Origin of the sequence: Novosphingobium sp. ERN07, from assembly GCF_012641335.1 — a bacterium.
In the GTDB taxonomy this organism is placed as follows: Bacteria; Pseudomonadota; Alphaproteobacteria; order Sphingomonadales; family Sphingomonadaceae; genus Novosphingobium.
Genome location: NZ_JABAID010000003.1, coordinates 368,222 through 383,569, shown reverse-complemented (window position 1 = coordinate 383,569; position 15,348 = coordinate 368,222). Strand labels below are relative to the sequence as shown.

Below are 15,348 nucleotides of genomic sequence, written 5' to 3'. Positions count from 1 at the left end.
GTAATGTTGCACTATGCTTGTGCAAATTTGCACGGCCTACAAAGGAAGCCCTGATGGAATGGAGCGACCTTGAAGTCTTTCTCTCCGCCGTGCGCACCGGATCCTATACTGCTGCCGGACGCGCGCTGGGCGTCAATCGCACCACCATCGGTCGCCGGGTCGAAGCGCTGGAACGTACGCTGGGCCTGTCGTTGTTCGATATGACGCCCCACGGCCCCGCCCCCACCCGCGCCGGCGCGCGTCTTCTTGCAGGGGCCGAAGCGATTGAACGCGAAGTGGCATCGGCGCTGGCGGATATCGGCGCAGAGCGTGGCACCGAAGCGCCGATCCGCATCGTCGGCAGCGGCGGGCTGGCCGCCGAATTTCTCCCCGAACTGGCCGTGTTCCGCCGTGCCAACCCTGATGTGCCAATCGAACTGCTGGGCGAACTCGATCCTCTCGATGCGGTCAGCCAGCGCCGCGCTGATCTTGGCATCGCGCTTGTCCGCACCCCGCCGCTGCGGCTTGCGGGCGTGCAGGTCGGCGTGGTGGCGCAGGCGGTCTATGCCCGGCGCGGGTCGTCTGGACTGCCCCCGCTTGGCTGGGGGTACGAATTCGATGCCGCCCTGCCCGGCGGTGCAGGAGCTTTGGCCAATCCGGCAGGAGAAGCGGCGCAGAAGCAGGGGTTGATGACCTGCAACGACTGGACCCAACTGAAGAACGCGGTCGTCGCCGGCATTGGCCAAGCCAGCCTGTGGTGCTTTGCCGCCGATGCCGAACCGGCGCTAGACCGCATCACCCCGCCCGATTCGCGCCACGAAAGCCCGCTCTGGCTGGTTCGCCGTGCCAAGGCTCCGCCCTCTCCCGGCCTTTTGCGCCTGATCGCGTTCCTGCACGATGCCATTGCCGCACGTATTGGCGAAAATTCGCCTGATGCAGCGCGATAATCTGCGTTAGTGCAATATTGTGTGGATTTAACGCGCAATATGCGTATCAATAACGTCATAAACATACGCATATTGGGAGACTGCAATGCCCGGCGCCCCCCGGTTCGATCGTGAAGTCCTGCTTGCCGCTGCGCGTGAACGCACCGGCCTTTCGGACTTTGGCGATACGTGGTTTTTCGAACCGATGGACCGCTATATCGCGGCGGCCAATGCCGAAGGCAATCTGACGGAAGCAGGCTTTGCCGGGCAGACGGAATCGGTGGTCAAAGGCCTCGCCAGCCGGTTGCGCATGGTTGACGATATCAAGCGTCACCCCGAAATTCTTGACGAACAGGTCGAAGTCGCCGCCATCATCCTTGGTCTGCCGCGTACCGGCAGCACGATCTTTCACCGCCTGCTCGCCTCGGCACCGGGGATGACCGCGATCCGCTGGTACGAAGCGCAGAACTATGCCCCGCTGCCCGGCGACGAACCCGGCAACCCCGCCGCGCGCCGCGCCTATGCGCAGGGCATGATCGATGGCTGGCTGAACCTTTCGCCCGAACTCGCATCGATCCACCCGCTCGATCCCGAAGCACCGGACGAGGAAATCATCATTCTGGGGCAATTGTTCATCACCACGATGGTCGAGGCGATGACCTTCATCCCATCGTTCGCCAAATGGCTCGATGATTATGACCAGTCGAAGGGGTACGAGGATCTCAAGACGATCCTGAAGTACCTGCAATGGCAAGACCCCACCCGGCGCGGTAAGAAGTGGGTGCTGAAAAGCCCGCAGAACCTGCCCTATACCGATGTGATTGCCAATGCTTTCCCGCAGGCCGTTCTGGTGATGACGCACCGCGATCCGCTGGAGGTTGTGCCGAGCTATGTCAGCATGGAAGCGGCGCTTTATAAGCTGAACTCGGTCCATTCGGACGAGGCTGTGGGCGGCTTCTGGTTTCCGCGCCTTGCCAGTTGGATGAAGCGCTTTGAAGCGGCCCGCGCCCGCATTGGCGAAGATCGCTTCATCGATATCGATTACCGCGAAGTGGCCAAAGAACCACTGAAGCAGGCGCAGCGCGTTCTGGCCCATATCGGCGTGCCGCTGGACGATGCGATAGAGGCCGCGCTGGCCGAATTCATGGCGGGCAACAAGCGTGAACAGCGCCCGATGCACGATTATTCGCTCGAACGCTTTGGCCTGAACGAGGCTGACGTGCGCGAAGCGTTCGCGTCCTACCGCGCGCGCTATATCCGCTAAATAAAGGACATAACGATGACCGATCTTTCGGGCAAAGTCGCGCTGATTACCGGTGCCGGGCAAGGTATCGGCCAAGGCGTTGCGCTGGCGATGGCAGGCGCGGGCGTTGCGGTAGCGGTGACCGGGCGCACGCTTTCCAAGGTTGAATCGACCGCGCAGATGGTGCGCGAACGCGGTGGCAAGGCGCTGGCGCTGGCCTGCGATGTGAAATCCGCCGCCGATCTGGCCGCAGCGGTCAACGCCACGGTGGCAGAGTTTGGCGGGCTGGATATCCTTGTCAACAATGCGCAAGAAGTGCCGCTGGGCACGCTTGACGATGTGACGGACGAGGCTTTTACCGCAGGCTTTGAATCCGGCCCGCTGGCCACGATGCGCCTGATGAAGCTGGCCCGCCCGCACATGGCAGCGCGCGGTGGCGGCACGATCTTCAACTTCTGCTCTTCCGCCGGCATCCGTTGGGACATGACCGGTTATGGTGCCTATGGCGCGGTAAAGCAGGCGATCCGCTCGCTTACCCGCGCTGCTGCGGCGGAATGGGGGGGCGAAGGCATTCGGGTGCTGACCATCGCACCTCATGCGGAATCGCCCGGCCTGAAGTGGTGGATCGAAAACAATCCCGAAGAGGCCAAGGCGTTTTTCCGCACGATCCCGCTGGGCCGCGTCGGATCGTTGGAAGGCGATATTGGCCGCGCACTGGTGGCGCTTTCGGGGCAGGATCTGGCCTATCTGACCGGAGCGACGATCCCGCTGGATGGCGGGCAAGCCAACTTCGATTGAGGGCCCACGGTCATGGAAAAAGTCATCGCAGCGCTGTGGGCACCCGATGGTCAAGACCACGCCGAATATGGCGCGCACCTTCTGAAAAGCCTGCCCGCCGCGCTGGCGGCGGCAGGGGCGCATAACATCCGGCTGAACGTGCGCGATGCGGCAGTGGCAGCGGGCGATGGGCTGGTGCAACGCTGGCAAGCGCCGCAGCAGGCGGCCATAGCGCAGTTCTGGATGCCATCGGCCAACGCCCGCTTTCGCGGTGAAGTGGACGCCGCGCTCGCCGCGCACAGCGCATCTTTTGCCGCATGGCTGGTGTGCGAATCCACGATCATCGCCAACACGGCGCACTCATGTTCACGAAATGTTTCCCCAGGGAAACGAGCTGCAGGCGAGTTCAGCGAAGCCAAACACTTCGACATTCCAGAGCGCACTTGGGGCTGGAGCCAGGCCAGCTTCATCTCATTCCGCGCCGACATGACGCGGGCTGAGGCCATTGCGCACTGGCATTCGCACCACACCCGCGTGGCGATAGAGACGCAAGCGAACTTCGAATATGTGCAGAACCTGATCGTTCGTCCCTTGACCGAAAACGCCCCCGCCTATGACGCTTTCGTCGAGGAATGCTTCCCGCTGGAAGCGCTGACCCAACCGGAAGTGTTCTTCGATGCGGTAGGTCAGCCTGACAAGTTTGCGGCCAACACCGCAGCGATGATGGAAAGCTGCAACGGCTTCATCGATTTTACGCGAATCGATATCATTCCCACATCCCAGTTCGATTGTGGCTGAGCGCCCGCGATGATCGAATATGCCCCCACCCCTCTTTTCCGCGTGGAAACGCCGCTTGGCCGCGCGGAGATCGTGGAATGGCGCTGGCCGGCGATGTTCGAATTCCTCCGGCGCGAAGATGAACTGATGGTGGAAATGTCGGTGCCGCCAACATCGGCAGACGCTTCGGCCTGTTTTCCCGAACTAGATAAACAACGCCGCTGTTTCATGGGAACGCTGTTCACGCGCTGGCCGGGGGCGCTCGTTTCCGGGCGGGCCGAAGCGGGACATATTCGCGTGGTGCGCTGTGTGTTCGGGCCGGAGCGCGCTGCGCGGTTAATGGCCCTGCGCCCCGAACCAGACCTTGCGTTTCTTCAGTCCATGCTATCGCTGGGCAGCGAAACCTTGCGGACGCTGCTGGAGCTGATCAGGCGCGAATTGCAGAATACGACCGACTGTTCCGAAGCCGCGATTGCCGCATTGATGGAACTGGTGGCGGTGGAGATGGCCCGCGTGATCCGGCGCGAGGCTGCGCCCGCGATATCCGCCCGCCTTGCGCCGTGGCAGTTCCGCCGCATTCGCGAAAGGCTCGACCAACCCGGATCGCCGCCGGCCGTGGCCGAACTTGCCGCGCTGTGCGGCATCAGTCCACGCCATCTGCACCGGCAGTTCCATGCCCTTACCGGCAGGACGGTGGCCGACTATATCGAAACGACGCGGATCGAACAGGCCAAGGCCTTGCTGGAACGCGGGGCGCAGCCGATCAAGGCGGTGGCGCAGGCCTGCGGCTTTTCGCATCCGAACAGCTTCACGCGCGCCTTCCGGCGCACCACCGGCCAGACGCCGCTGGCGTTTCGCCAGTCTTCAGGCAGGCAGGCAACACATAGAGAGAGGATCACCCCATGACGCAGAAAAAGGTCGCCATCGTTACCGGGGCAAGCCGTGGCGCTGGCGCAGGCATTGCGCGCGGCTTTGGCGAACTGGGCTATACCGTTTATGTCACGGGCCGCACGGTGACACCGGGCGATGCCAAGGGCTGGGACGGCACGGTGCTGCCGGGCACGGTGGCCGAAACGGCGAAAGCCGTGACGGAAAATGGTGGCAAGGGCATTCCCGTGGTGTGCGATCACGCCGATGATGCATCGGTTGCGCGCCTGTTCGAACAGGTCATGGCCGAACAGGGCAGGCTGGATGTGCTGGTCAACAATGCGGCCTATATGCACAGCCAACTCATTGAAAAGATGCCCTTCTGGGAGAAGGGGCTGGACGCGCAGAAGATCCTCGATGTGGGTCTGCGCAGCGCCTATGTCGCCAGTTGGCACGCTGCGCGGATCATGGTGGCGCAGCGGTCCGGCATCATCGCGATGACGTCTTCATTCGGTGCGACATGCTATATGCATGGCCCCGCCTATGGCGCGCAGAAGGCCGGGCTGGACAAGCTGGCGCACGATATGGAGCATGATTTCCGCGGCACGGGCGTTGCCGCTATCTCGCTCTGGCTGGGACCGCAAGTGACCGAGCGTTCGCAGATTGCGGTTAAGACCAATCCCGAACAGTATAAAGGCTTTCTGGCGATGGCCGAAAACCCGGAGTTTTCCGCCCACGTGATCGACGCCATTGACAAGGCCCCGAACCGCGATGACCTTTCGGGCCAAACGCTGATCGTTTCGGAAATTGCCAAGGAACTGGGCGTGACTGATCGCGGCAACGAGCGGCCTTCGCACCGCGAAATGCTGGGCAGCCCGCGTCCGAAGAACCCGGCGGCGGTTTATTGAGTGCAGTTCATCCGGTGATCCATCGCGGATCGCCGGATGATACCATTGATGTGACGAAGCGTGACCGCCTGATCCTTCGGGCATAATCTCCCGCGTTCAAGCCGGGCCAACCGGCGGTTGACGGGAGAAATGGCATGGCAAGTGCTGCAAATGCCGCTGGCGGTCTTCCACTGCTTGATGGCGGCGCGCCGTTCCTTGGACATCTGGCGCAGTTTTTCCGCGATCCGGTTTCGGTGCTCAAGCGTGGCTACAAATCGCGCGGGCGGATGTTTGCGATGAACTTCATGGGCCAGCGCATGAACGTGATGCTTGGGCCGGAGCACAACCGCTTCTTCTTTGAAGAGACGGACAAGCTGCTGTCGATTCGGGAATCGATGCCGTTCTTCCTCAAGATGTTTTCGCCCGATTTCTATTCGTTTGCGGAAATGGACGAATACCTGCGCCAGCGCGCGATCATCATGCCCCGGTTCAAGGCGGCATCGATGAAGCAATATGTGCCGGTAATGGTGGAGGAATCGCTCAATCTGGTGGAGCGGTTGGGCGATGAGGGCGAGTTCGACCTGATCCCCACGCTGGGACCGGTGGTGATGGACATTGCCGCGCACAGCTTCATGGGGCGCGAATTCCACGAGAAGCTGGGGCACGAATTCTTCGATCTGTTCCGCGATTTTTCGGGCGGCATGGAATTCGTGCTGCCGCTGTGGCTGCCCACGCCCAAGATGGTGAAATCGCAGCGCGCGAAGAAAAAGCTGCACGCCATCCTGCAATCGTGGATCGACAAGCGCCGGGCCGCGCCGCTCGATCCGCCGGACTTTTTTCAGACGATGATCGCCACGAAGTATCCCGATGGCAGGCCGGTGCCGGACGAGATCATCCGCCACCTGATCCTGCTGCTGGTGTGGGCCGGGCATGAAACGACCGCGGGGCAGGTGAGCTGGGCCTTGGCCGATCTGCTGCAAAATCCGGGCTATGCGCAAGTGCTGCGCGATGAAATCAGCGGCTTGCTGGGCGGCAGTAATGGCCAAAACCTGACGTGGGAACACGCCATTGCGATGGAGAAGATGGACCTTGCCCTGCGCGAGACGGAGCGGCTGCATCCGGTGGCCTATATGCTTTCGCGCAAGGCCAATGCCGATATCGAGCGTGAGGGTTATACCATCCGCAAGGGCGAATTCGTGCTGCTGGCGCCCTCTGTCAGCCATCGCATGGAAGAGACGTTCCGCAATCCCGATGCCTATGATCCCGAACGCTTCAATCCGGCCAACCCCGATGCGCAGACCACCAGTAATTCGCTGATCGGCTTTGGCGGCGGGGTGCATCGCTGCGCGGGTGTGAACTTTGCGCGGATGGAGATGAAGGCGCTGGTGGCGATCCTGTTGCAGAACTTCGACATGGAACTGATCGATGAGGTGAAACCGGTAGCCGGGGCATCGACTTATTGGCCCGCCCAGCCCTGCCGCGTGCGTTACAAGCGGCGCAAACTGGATGGCGGGGCCGCCGCCGATGTTGCCGCGCTGGCCAAGGCGGCGGGTTGCCCGGCCCATGCGTGAGGTGCGCTGAATGGCCAAGGTAACCTTCGTCCAGCCCGACGGGACGGCGCGCACTTGCGTGAATTTCGAGGGCATGACGCTGATGCAGCTTGCCGTGGGCAATCTGGTGGACGGGATCGACGCGCTGTGCGGCGGGATGATGCAGTGCGCCACCTGCCATTGCTATATCGACCCCGAATGGCTCGACCGCACCGGGGCGGCGCACCCGGATGAGCGCGCGATGCTTGAGGCGATAGAGGGCGTGGACATACGCCCGGAAACCCGCCTTTCGTGCCAGGTGCAACTGGGCGAGGAACTGGACGGGCTGGTGGTCCACATTCCGGCGGAGCAGCCCGGAGTGTAGCAGAACTGCGGCAATTTTATTGCGCATCCTGTTGACAGTCCGTTTTATCGCCACCACTATGCGTAAATAATATATAGATTTGTCGCTGCATTATCAGTGGTGAGAGGAACGCATCCCATGACTGCGAACGGGCAGCCTGCATCTTTTGCGCAAGCGCTGGATTTTACCGGCAAGACCGTGCTGGTTACCGGCGGCGGGGTTGGCATCGGGCGGGCCATTGCCGAAGCCTTTGCCAGCGCCGGGGCGCAGGTGGTGATTGCGGAAATCGATCCGGCGCGCGCCGATCAGGCCGAAGCGGCCATGCCCGGTGCGCGGGTGATCCGCTGCGATGTGCGCCAGCGCGGGGTTGGCGCGATGCTGGCAGAGCGGATTGCGGCCGAAACGGGCAAGCTGGATGTGCTGGTCAACAATGTCGGCCACTTCGTCCACGCGCGGCCCTTTGCCATGCTGGAGGATGATGAGGCGGACGAGATCGTCGATACCAATCTGGGCCAGTTGCTGCGCATCACGCGGGCGATGATCCCGCTGCTGCGCAAGGGCGGTGCGGGGGCCAGCATCATCAATGTGACATCGATAGAGGCGCATCGCGGCATCCCTTATTGCAGCGTCTATGCTGCGGCAAAGTGGGCTGTGACCGGTTTTACCAAGAGCCTTGCGCTGGAACTGGGGCCTGAGGGCATCCGTGTGAACACCATCGCGCCAGAGACGACCGACACGCCGCAAGTGGCGCTCGATTACATGATCCCGCCCGAAAACCGCGCGCATGAGGAACGGTGGATTCCGCTGGGCCGGTTTGGCCAGCCATCCGATTGCGCGGGAGCGGCGCTCTATCTGGCCAGCCCGCTGGCTGCGTGGGTGACCGGCACGTCGATCAATGTCGATGGCGGGGCGCTGGCGGCGGCAGGCTGGTATCGCACGCCGCAGGGGGAATGGACCAACGTGCCGCTGATATCCGGCAACGGGCTGGTCATTCCCGGCACCGTGGCATGAGCGACCTTGCAACGCTGCGCCGCACGGCGGAACGCTATGCCCTAGGTGCGGACCGGCGCGACAAGGCGCTGTGGCGTGACGTGCTGGCCGATGATGTTGAGATCATCGGCCCCGGCTTTGCGATCAGCGGGATCGACGCCAATCTGGGTTCTATCGATCATCTGGCCCACGCCTTCACCGCCACGCGGCACATTGTTCACGACATGGATGTGCGGGTGGATGGTGACAGTGCCGAGGGTGAAACCCGCTCCACCGCCGAACACCGGATGACAACGCCAGAGGGCGACAGGCTGCTGGTCTGGGCCATCCGCTATCAGGACCAATGGCGGCGTGAGGGCGGGCACTGGAAATTCACACGCCGCGCCCTGATCGTCGATTGGGAAGAGCTGCGGCCCTTGAAGGGAATAATCGCATGAAAATTCTGGTAATTGGCGGCACTGGCGCGCTGGGCGGCCATGCGGCGCTGCATCTGGCCGCGCAGGGCCATGTTGTGACGATCACCGGGCGCGGGACGGGTGCGCCAGAAGGCACGCCGCTGAACACGCTGGGCTTTATGCAGGGCGATTATGTGGCGGGCGATTTAACCTCGGACCGGCTGCGCGGGTTCGACTGGCTGGTGTTCGCGGCGGGTAACGATCCGCGCCACGTGCCGGTGGGTGAGGACTTTGGCGCCTGGTTGCACAAGGCCAACCATGTGGCTGTGCCCGCGCTGTTTGCCGCCGCGCGCGAAGCTGGCGTGGCGCGTGCGGTGCAGCTTGGCAGCTTTTATCCGCAGGCTGCGCCGGAACTAATCGCAGGCAATGTCTATATCCAGTCACGCCTTGCCGCGTGCGAAGGTGCGCGTGCGCAGGGGCGACCCGGCTTTGATGTGGTGAGCGTAAATGCGCCGTTCATGGTCGGCACGGTGCCCGGCCTGCCCAGCGCGATCTTCGATCCTTATGTGCAGTGGGCCAAGGGTAATATCCCGATCCCGTTCTTTGCGCCCACGGGCGGCACCAACTTCATGTCGTTCCGTTCGCTGTCCGAAGCGATAGAGGGGGCGCTGCTGCGGGGGGAACCGGGCAAGGCCTATCTGGTGGGGGACGAAAACCTGACGTTCCGCGAATATTTTCAGTTGTTCTTCAACGCCGTTGGCAGTGCCTTGGTGCTGGAGGAGCGCGACGCGGAATTGCCGTTGCTGCCCGATGTGGCGATCCCGCAGGGGCGCGGCAATACGATCAGTTATGAACCCGACGCTGGCGAAACCGCGCTGCTCGGCTATCGTCGTGGCGATGTGGCGGCTGCCGTGGCAGAAATTGCCGCGCAATTTGGCTGAACCGGGAGAGAGACAAGATGACGCTTAACCCTCAGGTCGAGGCGCTGCTGGGCTTTTTTGCGCAGATGCCCCCGGTGGATTATGATACGATTACCCCGGAAGCGCTGCGTGAGGCGAACCGCCCGATGCAGATGGGACCGCCGCCAGCGGTGGCCGAGGTGCGCGATCTGACACTGGATCTGCCGGCGCGCACGGTTGGCGCGCGGTTCTATGTGCCCGAAGGAGCGGGTGAAAATCCGGCGTTGGTGCTGTTCTATCACGGTGGTGGCTGGGTCATCGGCAATCTGGAATCGCACGATGCCACCGCGCGGGCGCTGGCGCGGGCGAGCGGGGCGGCGGTGCTTTCGGTCGATTACCGGCTTGCGCCTGAAACCAAGTTCCCCGGCCCGCTGGACGATTGCTATGACGCGCTGCTGTGGGCGGTGGCCCATGCGGGCGAACTGGGCATCGATCCGGCCAAACTGGCGGTGGCAGGTGATAGCGCGGGCGGAAACCTTGCCGCTGCGGTGGCGATCCGCGCACGCGATGAAGGCGGGCCGAAGCTGGCGCACCAGTTGCTGATCTATCCGGTGGCCGATGCGGATTTCGAACGGGATTCCTATGCCGCGAATGGTGGCGGAGGTTATTTCCTGTCGACCGCGATGATGCAGTGGTTCTGGGCGCACTATGTTGACGATGTGGACGCGCCGCATCCCCATGCGGCGGTGCTGCGCCATGAAGACCTTGCCGGGCTGCCGCCCGCAACGGTGCTGGTGGCGCAATACGATCCCTTGCGCGATGAAGGACTGGCCTATGCCGATGCTCTTACAGCGGCGGGGGTTGAAGTAGAGAGCGAGGAAGCACCGGGGATGATCCACGGCTTCTTTTCGATGTTCGAAGCGGTGCCCGATGCCATGCCGTTTATCGAGCGGGCAGGTGCAAGGTTGAAGGCGGCGCTGGCCTGACCGTAGTTCAAGCCGGGCAGCCCCGCATGGAAGCTGCCCGGCGATAGCTCAAACCGCAGTCGCGCCGCCATCCACGATCATAGCATGGCCGGTGACGAAGCTGGCTGCGGGCGAGCAGAGCCATACCACCGCTTCAGCGATTTCGTCGGCGGTGCCCATGCGGCCCATCGGGGTCATCGCATCGATCACCTTCTTCATTTCCGGGCTGGCGACGAGCGGCGCGGTCATCGGCGTTTCGATCACGCCTGGGCATACCGCATTCACGCGGATGCCCGCCTGCGCCCACCGCAGCGCGCCGTGCCGGGCAAGGCCGACCACGCCGTGCTTTGCCGCGACATAGGCAGGCTGGCCGCCATTGCCGACGATGCCGTTGATCGAGGCAGTGTTGACGATGGCCCCCCCGCCGCGCGCCATCATCACTTCGGCTTCTTCGCGCATACAGCGCATCACGCCCGACAGGTTGATGCCCATGTTGCGTTCCCAGATCGCATCGTCATATTCGTCATCGCCCAGACGGTTGATCCCGGCATTGTTGAACGCGCAATCCAGCCCGCCAAAGGTAGAAATGGCAGCGGCGACCATTGCCTTTACCTCATCCGACTTCGATACATCGCAGCGTTGAAACGCGGCCTTTCCGCCTGCCGCTTCGATCATGGACACCGTTTCGGCACCGCCCGCCTCGTTCACATCGCTGACAAGGACACTGGCCCCCGATCGCGCAAAAACCAGCGCTGCGGCGCGCCCGATGCCACCGCTTGCGCCAGTGACGAGCGCCACTTTGCCGTGAAGGCCATAATCGATCATTGCTGCGAATCCTCTCTAATGTTTCGTAGTCTATGCTGGATGGTATAACGCAAATGGCGATTAATGAATCAAATTGTATGTAATATGCGAATTTTCATCGTGACATAATCCGGCATAGCGCTTGCCCTTAGCCGAACGATGGAGTACCGTTCGGTCAAACGGTGGAGAGAAACAATGACCGGACAGGGCCTTGGCGCAGACCTTTTGATCAGAGGGGGCATGATCGTCGACGGATCGGGCGGCGAGCCGTTCGTGGGCGATGTGGCCCTGCGCGGGGATGCCATTGTCTTTGTCGGCACGCATTATTCCGGGACGGCCAAGGACATCATTGATGCGGCTGGGTGCATCGTGACTCCGGGCTTTGTCGATATCCACACCCATTACGATGGGCAGGCGGTGTGGTCTGACACGCTTTCACCCAGTTCATCGCACGGGGTGACGACAGCGGTGCTGGGCAATTGTGGCGTGGGGTTCGCGCCTTGCCGCAAGGCGGATCACGATGCGCTGATCCGGTTGATGGAAGGCGTGGAGGACATTCCCGGCGTGGTCATGGCCGAAGGTCTGCCGTGGGATTGGGAGACGTTCCCGCAATATCTGGATGCGCTGGCCGCGCGCCCGCGCGATATCGATGTGGCCTGCCTGCTGCCGCACAGCCCCTTGCGCGTCTGGGTGATGGGTCAGCGGGCGATTGCGCGCGAAGCGGCAACGGACGAAGATCTGGCGCAGATGCGAGCCCTTGCGCGCGAGGCGCTGGATGCAGGCGCCATCGGCTTTGCCACGTCGCGGCTGAATATCCACCGCACCAAGGCGGGCGAACTCATCCCGACTTATGGCGCTGACATGCGCGAACTGATCGCCATCACCGGTGCGCTGGCCGAAGCGGAGACGGGGATTTTTCAGGCCGTGCTGGATGCCCCGTTCGAAACGTGGGAGGATGAGCTGGCCCGCGTGATTGCCGTTGCGCAGGCATCTGGCCGCCCGGCAACGTTCACGCTGGCCCTGGCCAACAGCGGCCCCAACACATGGGACGCGCCCTTGCGCATGGTCGATGATGCGCGGGAACGTGGCCTTGAAATCTGGCCGCAAGTGCTGCCGCGCCCGATTGGCATGGTTTCGGGCTGGCCGCTGTCGACCCATCCGTTCTGTCTGTGCCCATCCTATCAACCGCTGGCGAACCTGCCGCTTGAGCAGCAATTGCCACGGTTGCGCGATCCTGCCATGCGGGCAAAGCTGATTGGCGAAATGCCGCAGCCCGGCCATCCGCTGGCGATGCTGACGCGCAACTGGGACTGGATGTTCCCGTTTGCCGATCCGCCGCAGTACGAACCATCGGCTGACCAGAGCATCGGCGCGCTTGCCCGCGCGCAGGGCCGTGCGCCAGAAGACGTTGCTTATGACGTTCTTATGGAGCGCGATGGCTCTGGCATGATCCTCAACACGCTGGGCAACTTTCACGAAGGCAGGCTGGATGCGCTGCTGGAAATGGTGCGGCGCAAGGATACGGTGATCGGGCTGGGCGATGGCGGCGCGCATTATGCGGCGATCTGCGATGCCAGCTATCCCACTTTCATGCTGACCTATTGGGTGCGCGACCGGGCGGGCGAACGGCTCGGTCTGGCAGAAACCGTGCATATGCTGGCGGCACGGCCCGCGCGCGTTGCCGGGCTGGAAGATCGTGGGTTGCTGCGTGCGGGGTACAAGGCCGATGTCAACGTGATCGACATGGCTGCGCTGACCTTGCACGCGCCGGTGGTGCGGCACGATCTTCCGGGTGGCGGGCGGCGACTGGATCAAAGCGCGACCGGTTATGTCGCTACGTTGGTTAGCGGGCAGGTGATCCGGCGCAATGACGGTCCAACGCCGCATCGCCCCGGCAAAGTGGTGCGGGGAATGCAGCGGGCACCAGTTGCGACTGTATCCGTCTAGCGTCAGGCAGCGGGCGGTTCGGCCAGTGCCAGAACCGTCACGCTGCCGTCCTCGGCCACCTGTTCGGTCAGCATCGAGGTGACGCGGCTGACCGTTTCGACGATCCACCAGCGGCCATCGCGCTTGGCATAGACATCATCATATTCGACCGCCAGCCGCACCACCTGACGTGGCCCGGTGAGGATCGTGCGGAAATTGAGCGACCATTTGCCCGTTGCCCGGTCCGTGCCGGTCAGGTCGATTTCCCAGTTGGTGGCGTGGTGAATGTCATAGACGCCGGGCTGGCAACCCATCTGGCGATACACTTCGACGAAAGCGTCCCGATCAGAAAATTCGGGGAAGTTCTGGTAGGCGATGCGGATCGCGCCCGGTGCAAAGCAATCGCGCACCACATCGGGCTGCTTCAGATCGCAGGCTCGCAGATAGCGTGCCTTGAGCGCGCGGATCGCTTCCTTGTCTTCCAGCTTGGCAAGGCGGGCGCTGATGTCTTCCAGTGTGGCGGCCATTTTTGCTCTCCGGGATGATTCGTTTCAATGTTTCGATAAGGCTGGATAGCCAAAAATTCTGATTGCGCGAAAATTCATCTTTCAAACCCATCATTTGCACAATACAAAGCAAAATATAATACGCAAATATCGAATTTGGGAGAGATCAGATGAACCGTCCAAACGGCGGCGCTATCGCTGCGCCCGCGCCCTGTGCTGATGGTGCGCCCGCTCTCCCCTTCGTCGCCACCATGACCGCAAGTGGACGCCCGCTGACCAATCGCTGGGTCGCGCTCAGCCTGCTGGTGCTGGTAGCCATCCTCAACTACGCCGACCGCTTCCTCATCCCCGGCCTTGCTCAACCGATCAAGGCCCACTTTGCGATCAGCGATGCGATGATGGGGCTGTTGATGGGGCCAGCCTTTGCGCTGCTCTACAGCCTGTTCACGCTGCCCATCGCGCGACTTGCAGACCGCCGCTCACGCATTGCGATCATCGCTGGGGGCTGCGCTTTCTGGAGCTTCTTCACGCTGCTTTCAGGCTTGGCGACGACGCCAACGATGCTCGCCCTGGCGCGGGTGGGCGTGGGCATTGGTGAGGCGGCCTATCAGGCCCCGGCCGCCGCGCTCATCGCCGCATACTTCCCGGTGGCAGAGCGTGGCCGCGCTTTTGCGCTGATGGGTACGGCGATATACATCGGGCAGATGGGCGGTCTTGCCGGTGGCCCGGCCATTGCCGCTGCCAGCACGTGGCAGACCGCGTTTCATGTGCTGGGCATGATCGGCATTATCGTGGCGCTGGCAACGTGGCTGATCGTGCGCGAACCGGCGCGCGATCCGGTGGCCCACGCTGCCCCCGTCCTGCCGCTGGGGCCGACCATGCGGCTGCTGATCGGCACGCCTTCGGTTCGGCTGCTGGCCACGGTCATGGCGCTGGGATCGCTTTCGGGCGTCACCTTCGGCATGTGGGGACCGGCTTTGTTCGAGCGCGCCTATGGCCTTTCCACGCAGGCTGCGGGGGCCACCTTTGCGCTGTCGTTCGGGATGCCCGGTCTGCTGGGCGTGCTCGGCTTCGGCTTTCTGGCGGACCGTTTGGGCAAGGGCGATGCAACCGTGCAGCTTCGGCTGACCGCACTGGCGCTGGGCGGCGCGACGACCGCGATCCTGCTGGTGACGTGGAGCGAAAGCCTGGCACTGGCGCGGATTCTGGCGGTGCCTGCGGGGTTGATGGGCGGAGGCTGGTCTGTTGGCGTGCTGGCGGGCCTGCAATATATGCTGTCCAACGCCCACCGCGCCACCGGCACCGCGCTGGTCCTGCTGATTTCCAGCATGTTCGCCACCGTGCTTGGTCCCGTGCTGGCAGGCCAGTTGAGCGACTGGATCGCCGGCGCTGGCCCGTATGGCCTGCGCTTTGGATTGAGTGTGGCGATCCCCACCGGCTATATCGGCGTATGGGCGGCGTGGCGGGCGGTACGGTCGCTTGAGCGGGACAAGGCGAGCCTTGCCGCCGCTTGA

16 protein-coding genes are annotated in these 15,348 nt (G+C 63.0%); 14 read left to right on the top strand and 2 right to left on the bottom strand.

Going from position 1 to position 15,348, the window contains the following annotated elements; genetic code table 11:
* The first annotated feature begins 53 nt into the window (after positions 1–53).
* The 12 genes from HGI47_RS07140 (at position 54) to estDL136 (ending at position 10,619) form a co-directional block, all read left to right on the top strand.
* Complete coding sequence (locus HGI47_RS07140; RefSeq protein WP_168852104.1) at positions 54–926, top strand: LysR family transcriptional regulator; 873 nt, start codon at positions 54–56, stop codon at positions 924–926.
* Between the two features lie 85 nt (positions 927–1,011).
* A complete protein-coding gene (locus HGI47_RS07135) occupies positions 1,012–2,169 on the top strand; it encodes a sulfotransferase (protein ID WP_168852103.1) in 1,158 nt (385 codons plus the stop codon).
* Positions 2,170–2,184: 15 nt separating this feature from the next.
* Complete coding sequence (locus tag HGI47_RS07130) at positions 2,185–2,946, top strand: SDR family NAD(P)-dependent oxidoreductase (protein WP_168852102.1); 762 nt, start codon at positions 2,185–2,187, stop codon at positions 2,944–2,946.
* Positions 2,947–2,958: 12 nt separating this feature from the next.
* Entirely contained in the window at positions 2,959–3,723 is a 765-nt protein-coding gene (locus tag HGI47_RS07125) for an EthD domain-containing protein (RefSeq protein ID WP_168852101.1), read from the top strand.
* 9 nt (positions 3,724–3,732) lie between these two features.
* On the top strand, positions 3,733–4,608 hold the full coding sequence (locus tag HGI47_RS07120) for a helix-turn-helix domain-containing protein (RefSeq protein WP_168852100.1): 876 nt from the start codon (positions 3,733–3,735) through the stop codon (positions 4,606–4,608).
* Complete coding sequence (locus HGI47_RS07115; RefSeq protein ID WP_168852099.1) at positions 4,605–5,477, top strand: SDR family NAD(P)-dependent oxidoreductase; 873 nt, start codon at positions 4,605–4,607, stop codon at positions 5,475–5,477. The genes HGI47_RS07120 and HGI47_RS07115 overlap by 4 nt, the downstream gene beginning before the upstream one ends.
* A 134-nt stretch (positions 5,478–5,611) precedes the next feature.
* Positions 5,612–7,027, top strand: a complete 1,416-nt coding sequence (locus HGI47_RS07110) for a cytochrome P450 (protein ID WP_168852098.1) — start codon at positions 5,612–5,614, stop codon at positions 7,025–7,027.
* A 10-nt stretch (positions 7,028–7,037) separates the two neighbouring features.
* Entirely contained in the window at positions 7,038–7,370 is a 333-nt protein-coding gene (locus HGI47_RS07105; protein WP_168852097.1) for a 2Fe-2S iron-sulfur cluster-binding protein, read from the top strand.
* Between the two features lie 117 nt (positions 7,371–7,487).
* Entirely contained in the window at positions 7,488–8,360 is an 873-nt protein-coding gene (locus tag HGI47_RS07100) for an SDR family NAD(P)-dependent oxidoreductase (RefSeq protein ID WP_168852096.1), read from the top strand.
* Positions 8,357–8,776: a nuclear transport factor 2 family protein gene (locus tag HGI47_RS07095; RefSeq protein WP_168852095.1), complete on the top strand. Its 420-nt coding sequence runs from the start codon at positions 8,357–8,359 to the stop codon at positions 8,774–8,776. The genes HGI47_RS07100 and HGI47_RS07095 overlap by 4 nt, the downstream gene beginning before the upstream one ends.
* Positions 8,773–9,675, top strand: coding sequence for an NAD(P)-dependent oxidoreductase (locus tag HGI47_RS07090; protein WP_168852094.1), 903 nt, complete (start codon positions 8,773–8,775; stop codon positions 9,673–9,675). The genes HGI47_RS07095 and HGI47_RS07090 overlap by 4 nt, the downstream gene beginning before the upstream one ends.
* A 17-nt stretch (positions 9,676–9,692) precedes the next feature.
* Positions 9,693–10,619, top strand: coding sequence for a chloramphenicol hydrolase (estDL136, locus tag HGI47_RS07085; protein WP_168852093.1), 927 nt, complete (start codon positions 9,693–9,695; stop codon positions 10,617–10,619).
* A gap of 48 nt (positions 10,620–10,667) precedes the next feature.
* Here estDL136 and HGI47_RS07080 read toward each other — a convergent pair whose 3' ends face one another.
* A complete protein-coding gene (locus tag HGI47_RS07080) occupies positions 10,668–11,423 on the bottom strand; it encodes an SDR family NAD(P)-dependent oxidoreductase (protein ID WP_168852092.1) in 756 nt (251 codons plus the stop codon).
* Between the two features lie 174 nt (positions 11,424–11,597).
* On the opposite strand from HGI47_RS07080, the gene HGI47_RS07075 reads away from it, so the two are divergent.
* Positions 11,598–13,349: an amidohydrolase family protein gene (locus HGI47_RS07075; RefSeq protein WP_168852091.1), complete on the top strand. Its 1,752-nt coding sequence runs from the start codon at positions 11,598–11,600 to the stop codon at positions 13,347–13,349.
* 2 nt (positions 13,350–13,351) lie between these two features.
* Here the strand turns inward: HGI47_RS07075 and HGI47_RS07070 are convergent, their stop codons facing one another.
* Positions 13,352–13,855, bottom strand: coding sequence for a nuclear transport factor 2 family protein (locus HGI47_RS07070; protein ID WP_168852090.1), 504 nt, complete (start codon positions 13,853–13,855; stop codon positions 13,352–13,354).
* A 149-nt stretch (positions 13,856–14,004) separates the two neighbouring features.
* Here HGI47_RS07070 and HGI47_RS07065 point away from each other — a divergent pair, with 149 nt between their 5' ends.
* Positions 14,005–15,348, top strand: a complete 1,344-nt coding sequence (locus tag HGI47_RS07065) for an MFS transporter (protein ID WP_168852089.1) — start codon at positions 14,005–14,007, stop codon at positions 15,346–15,348.

What these genes read in the sequence shown, in the direction of transcription:
- HGI47_RS07115 (WP_168852099.1), top strand. Translation starts at nt 4,605, where the DNA reads ATGACGCAGAAAAAGGTCGCCATCGTTACCGGGGCAAGCCGTGGCGCT.
- HGI47_RS07105 (WP_168852097.1), top strand. Translation starts at nt 7,038, where the DNA reads ATGGCCAAGGTAACCTTCGTCCAGCCCGACGGGACGGCGCGCACTTGC.
- HGI47_RS07100 (WP_168852096.1), top strand. Translation starts at nt 7,488, where the DNA reads ATGACTGCGAACGGGCAGCCTGCATCTTTTGCGCAAGCGCTGGATTTT.
- HGI47_RS07140 (WP_168852104.1), top strand. Translation starts at nt 54, where the DNA reads ATGGAATGGAGCGACCTTGAAGTCTTTCTCTCCGCCGTGCGCACCGGA.
- HGI47_RS07125 (WP_168852101.1), top strand. Translation starts at nt 2,959, where the DNA reads ATGGAAAAAGTCATCGCAGCGCTGTGGGCACCCGATGGTCAAGACCAC.
- HGI47_RS07130 (WP_168852102.1), top strand. Translation starts at nt 2,185, where the DNA reads ATGACCGATCTTTCGGGCAAAGTCGCGCTGATTACCGGTGCCGGGCAA.
- HGI47_RS07110 (WP_168852098.1), top strand. Translation starts at nt 5,612, where the DNA reads ATGGCAAGTGCTGCAAATGCCGCTGGCGGTCTTCCACTGCTTGATGGC.
- HGI47_RS07095 (WP_168852095.1), top strand. Translation starts at nt 8,357, where the DNA reads ATGAGCGACCTTGCAACGCTGCGCCGCACGGCGGAACGCTATGCCCTA.
- HGI47_RS07080 (WP_168852092.1), bottom strand. Translation starts at nt 11,423, where the DNA reads ATGATCGATTATGGCCTTCACGGCAAAGTGGCGCTCGTCACTGGCGCA.
- HGI47_RS07065 (WP_168852089.1), top strand. Translation starts at nt 14,005, where the DNA reads ATGAACCGTCCAAACGGCGGCGCTATCGCTGCGCCCGCGCCCTGTGCT.
- HGI47_RS07135 (WP_168852103.1), top strand. Translation starts at nt 1,012, where the DNA reads ATGCCCGGCGCCCCCCGGTTCGATCGTGAAGTCCTGCTTGCCGCTGCG.
- HGI47_RS07075 (WP_168852091.1), top strand. Translation starts at nt 11,598, where the DNA reads ATGACCGGACAGGGCCTTGGCGCAGACCTTTTGATCAGAGGGGGCATG.
- HGI47_RS07090 (WP_168852094.1), top strand. Translation starts at nt 8,773, where the DNA reads ATGAAAATTCTGGTAATTGGCGGCACTGGCGCGCTGGGCGGCCATGCG.
- HGI47_RS07070 (WP_168852090.1), bottom strand. Translation starts at nt 13,855, where the DNA reads ATGGCCGCCACACTGGAAGACATCAGCGCCCGCCTTGCCAAGCTGGAA.
- estDL136 (WP_168852093.1), top strand. Translation starts at nt 9,693, where the DNA reads ATGACGCTTAACCCTCAGGTCGAGGCGCTGCTGGGCTTTTTTGCGCAG.
- HGI47_RS07120 (WP_168852100.1), top strand. Translation starts at nt 3,733, where the DNA reads ATGATCGAATATGCCCCCACCCCTCTTTTCCGCGTGGAAACGCCGCTT.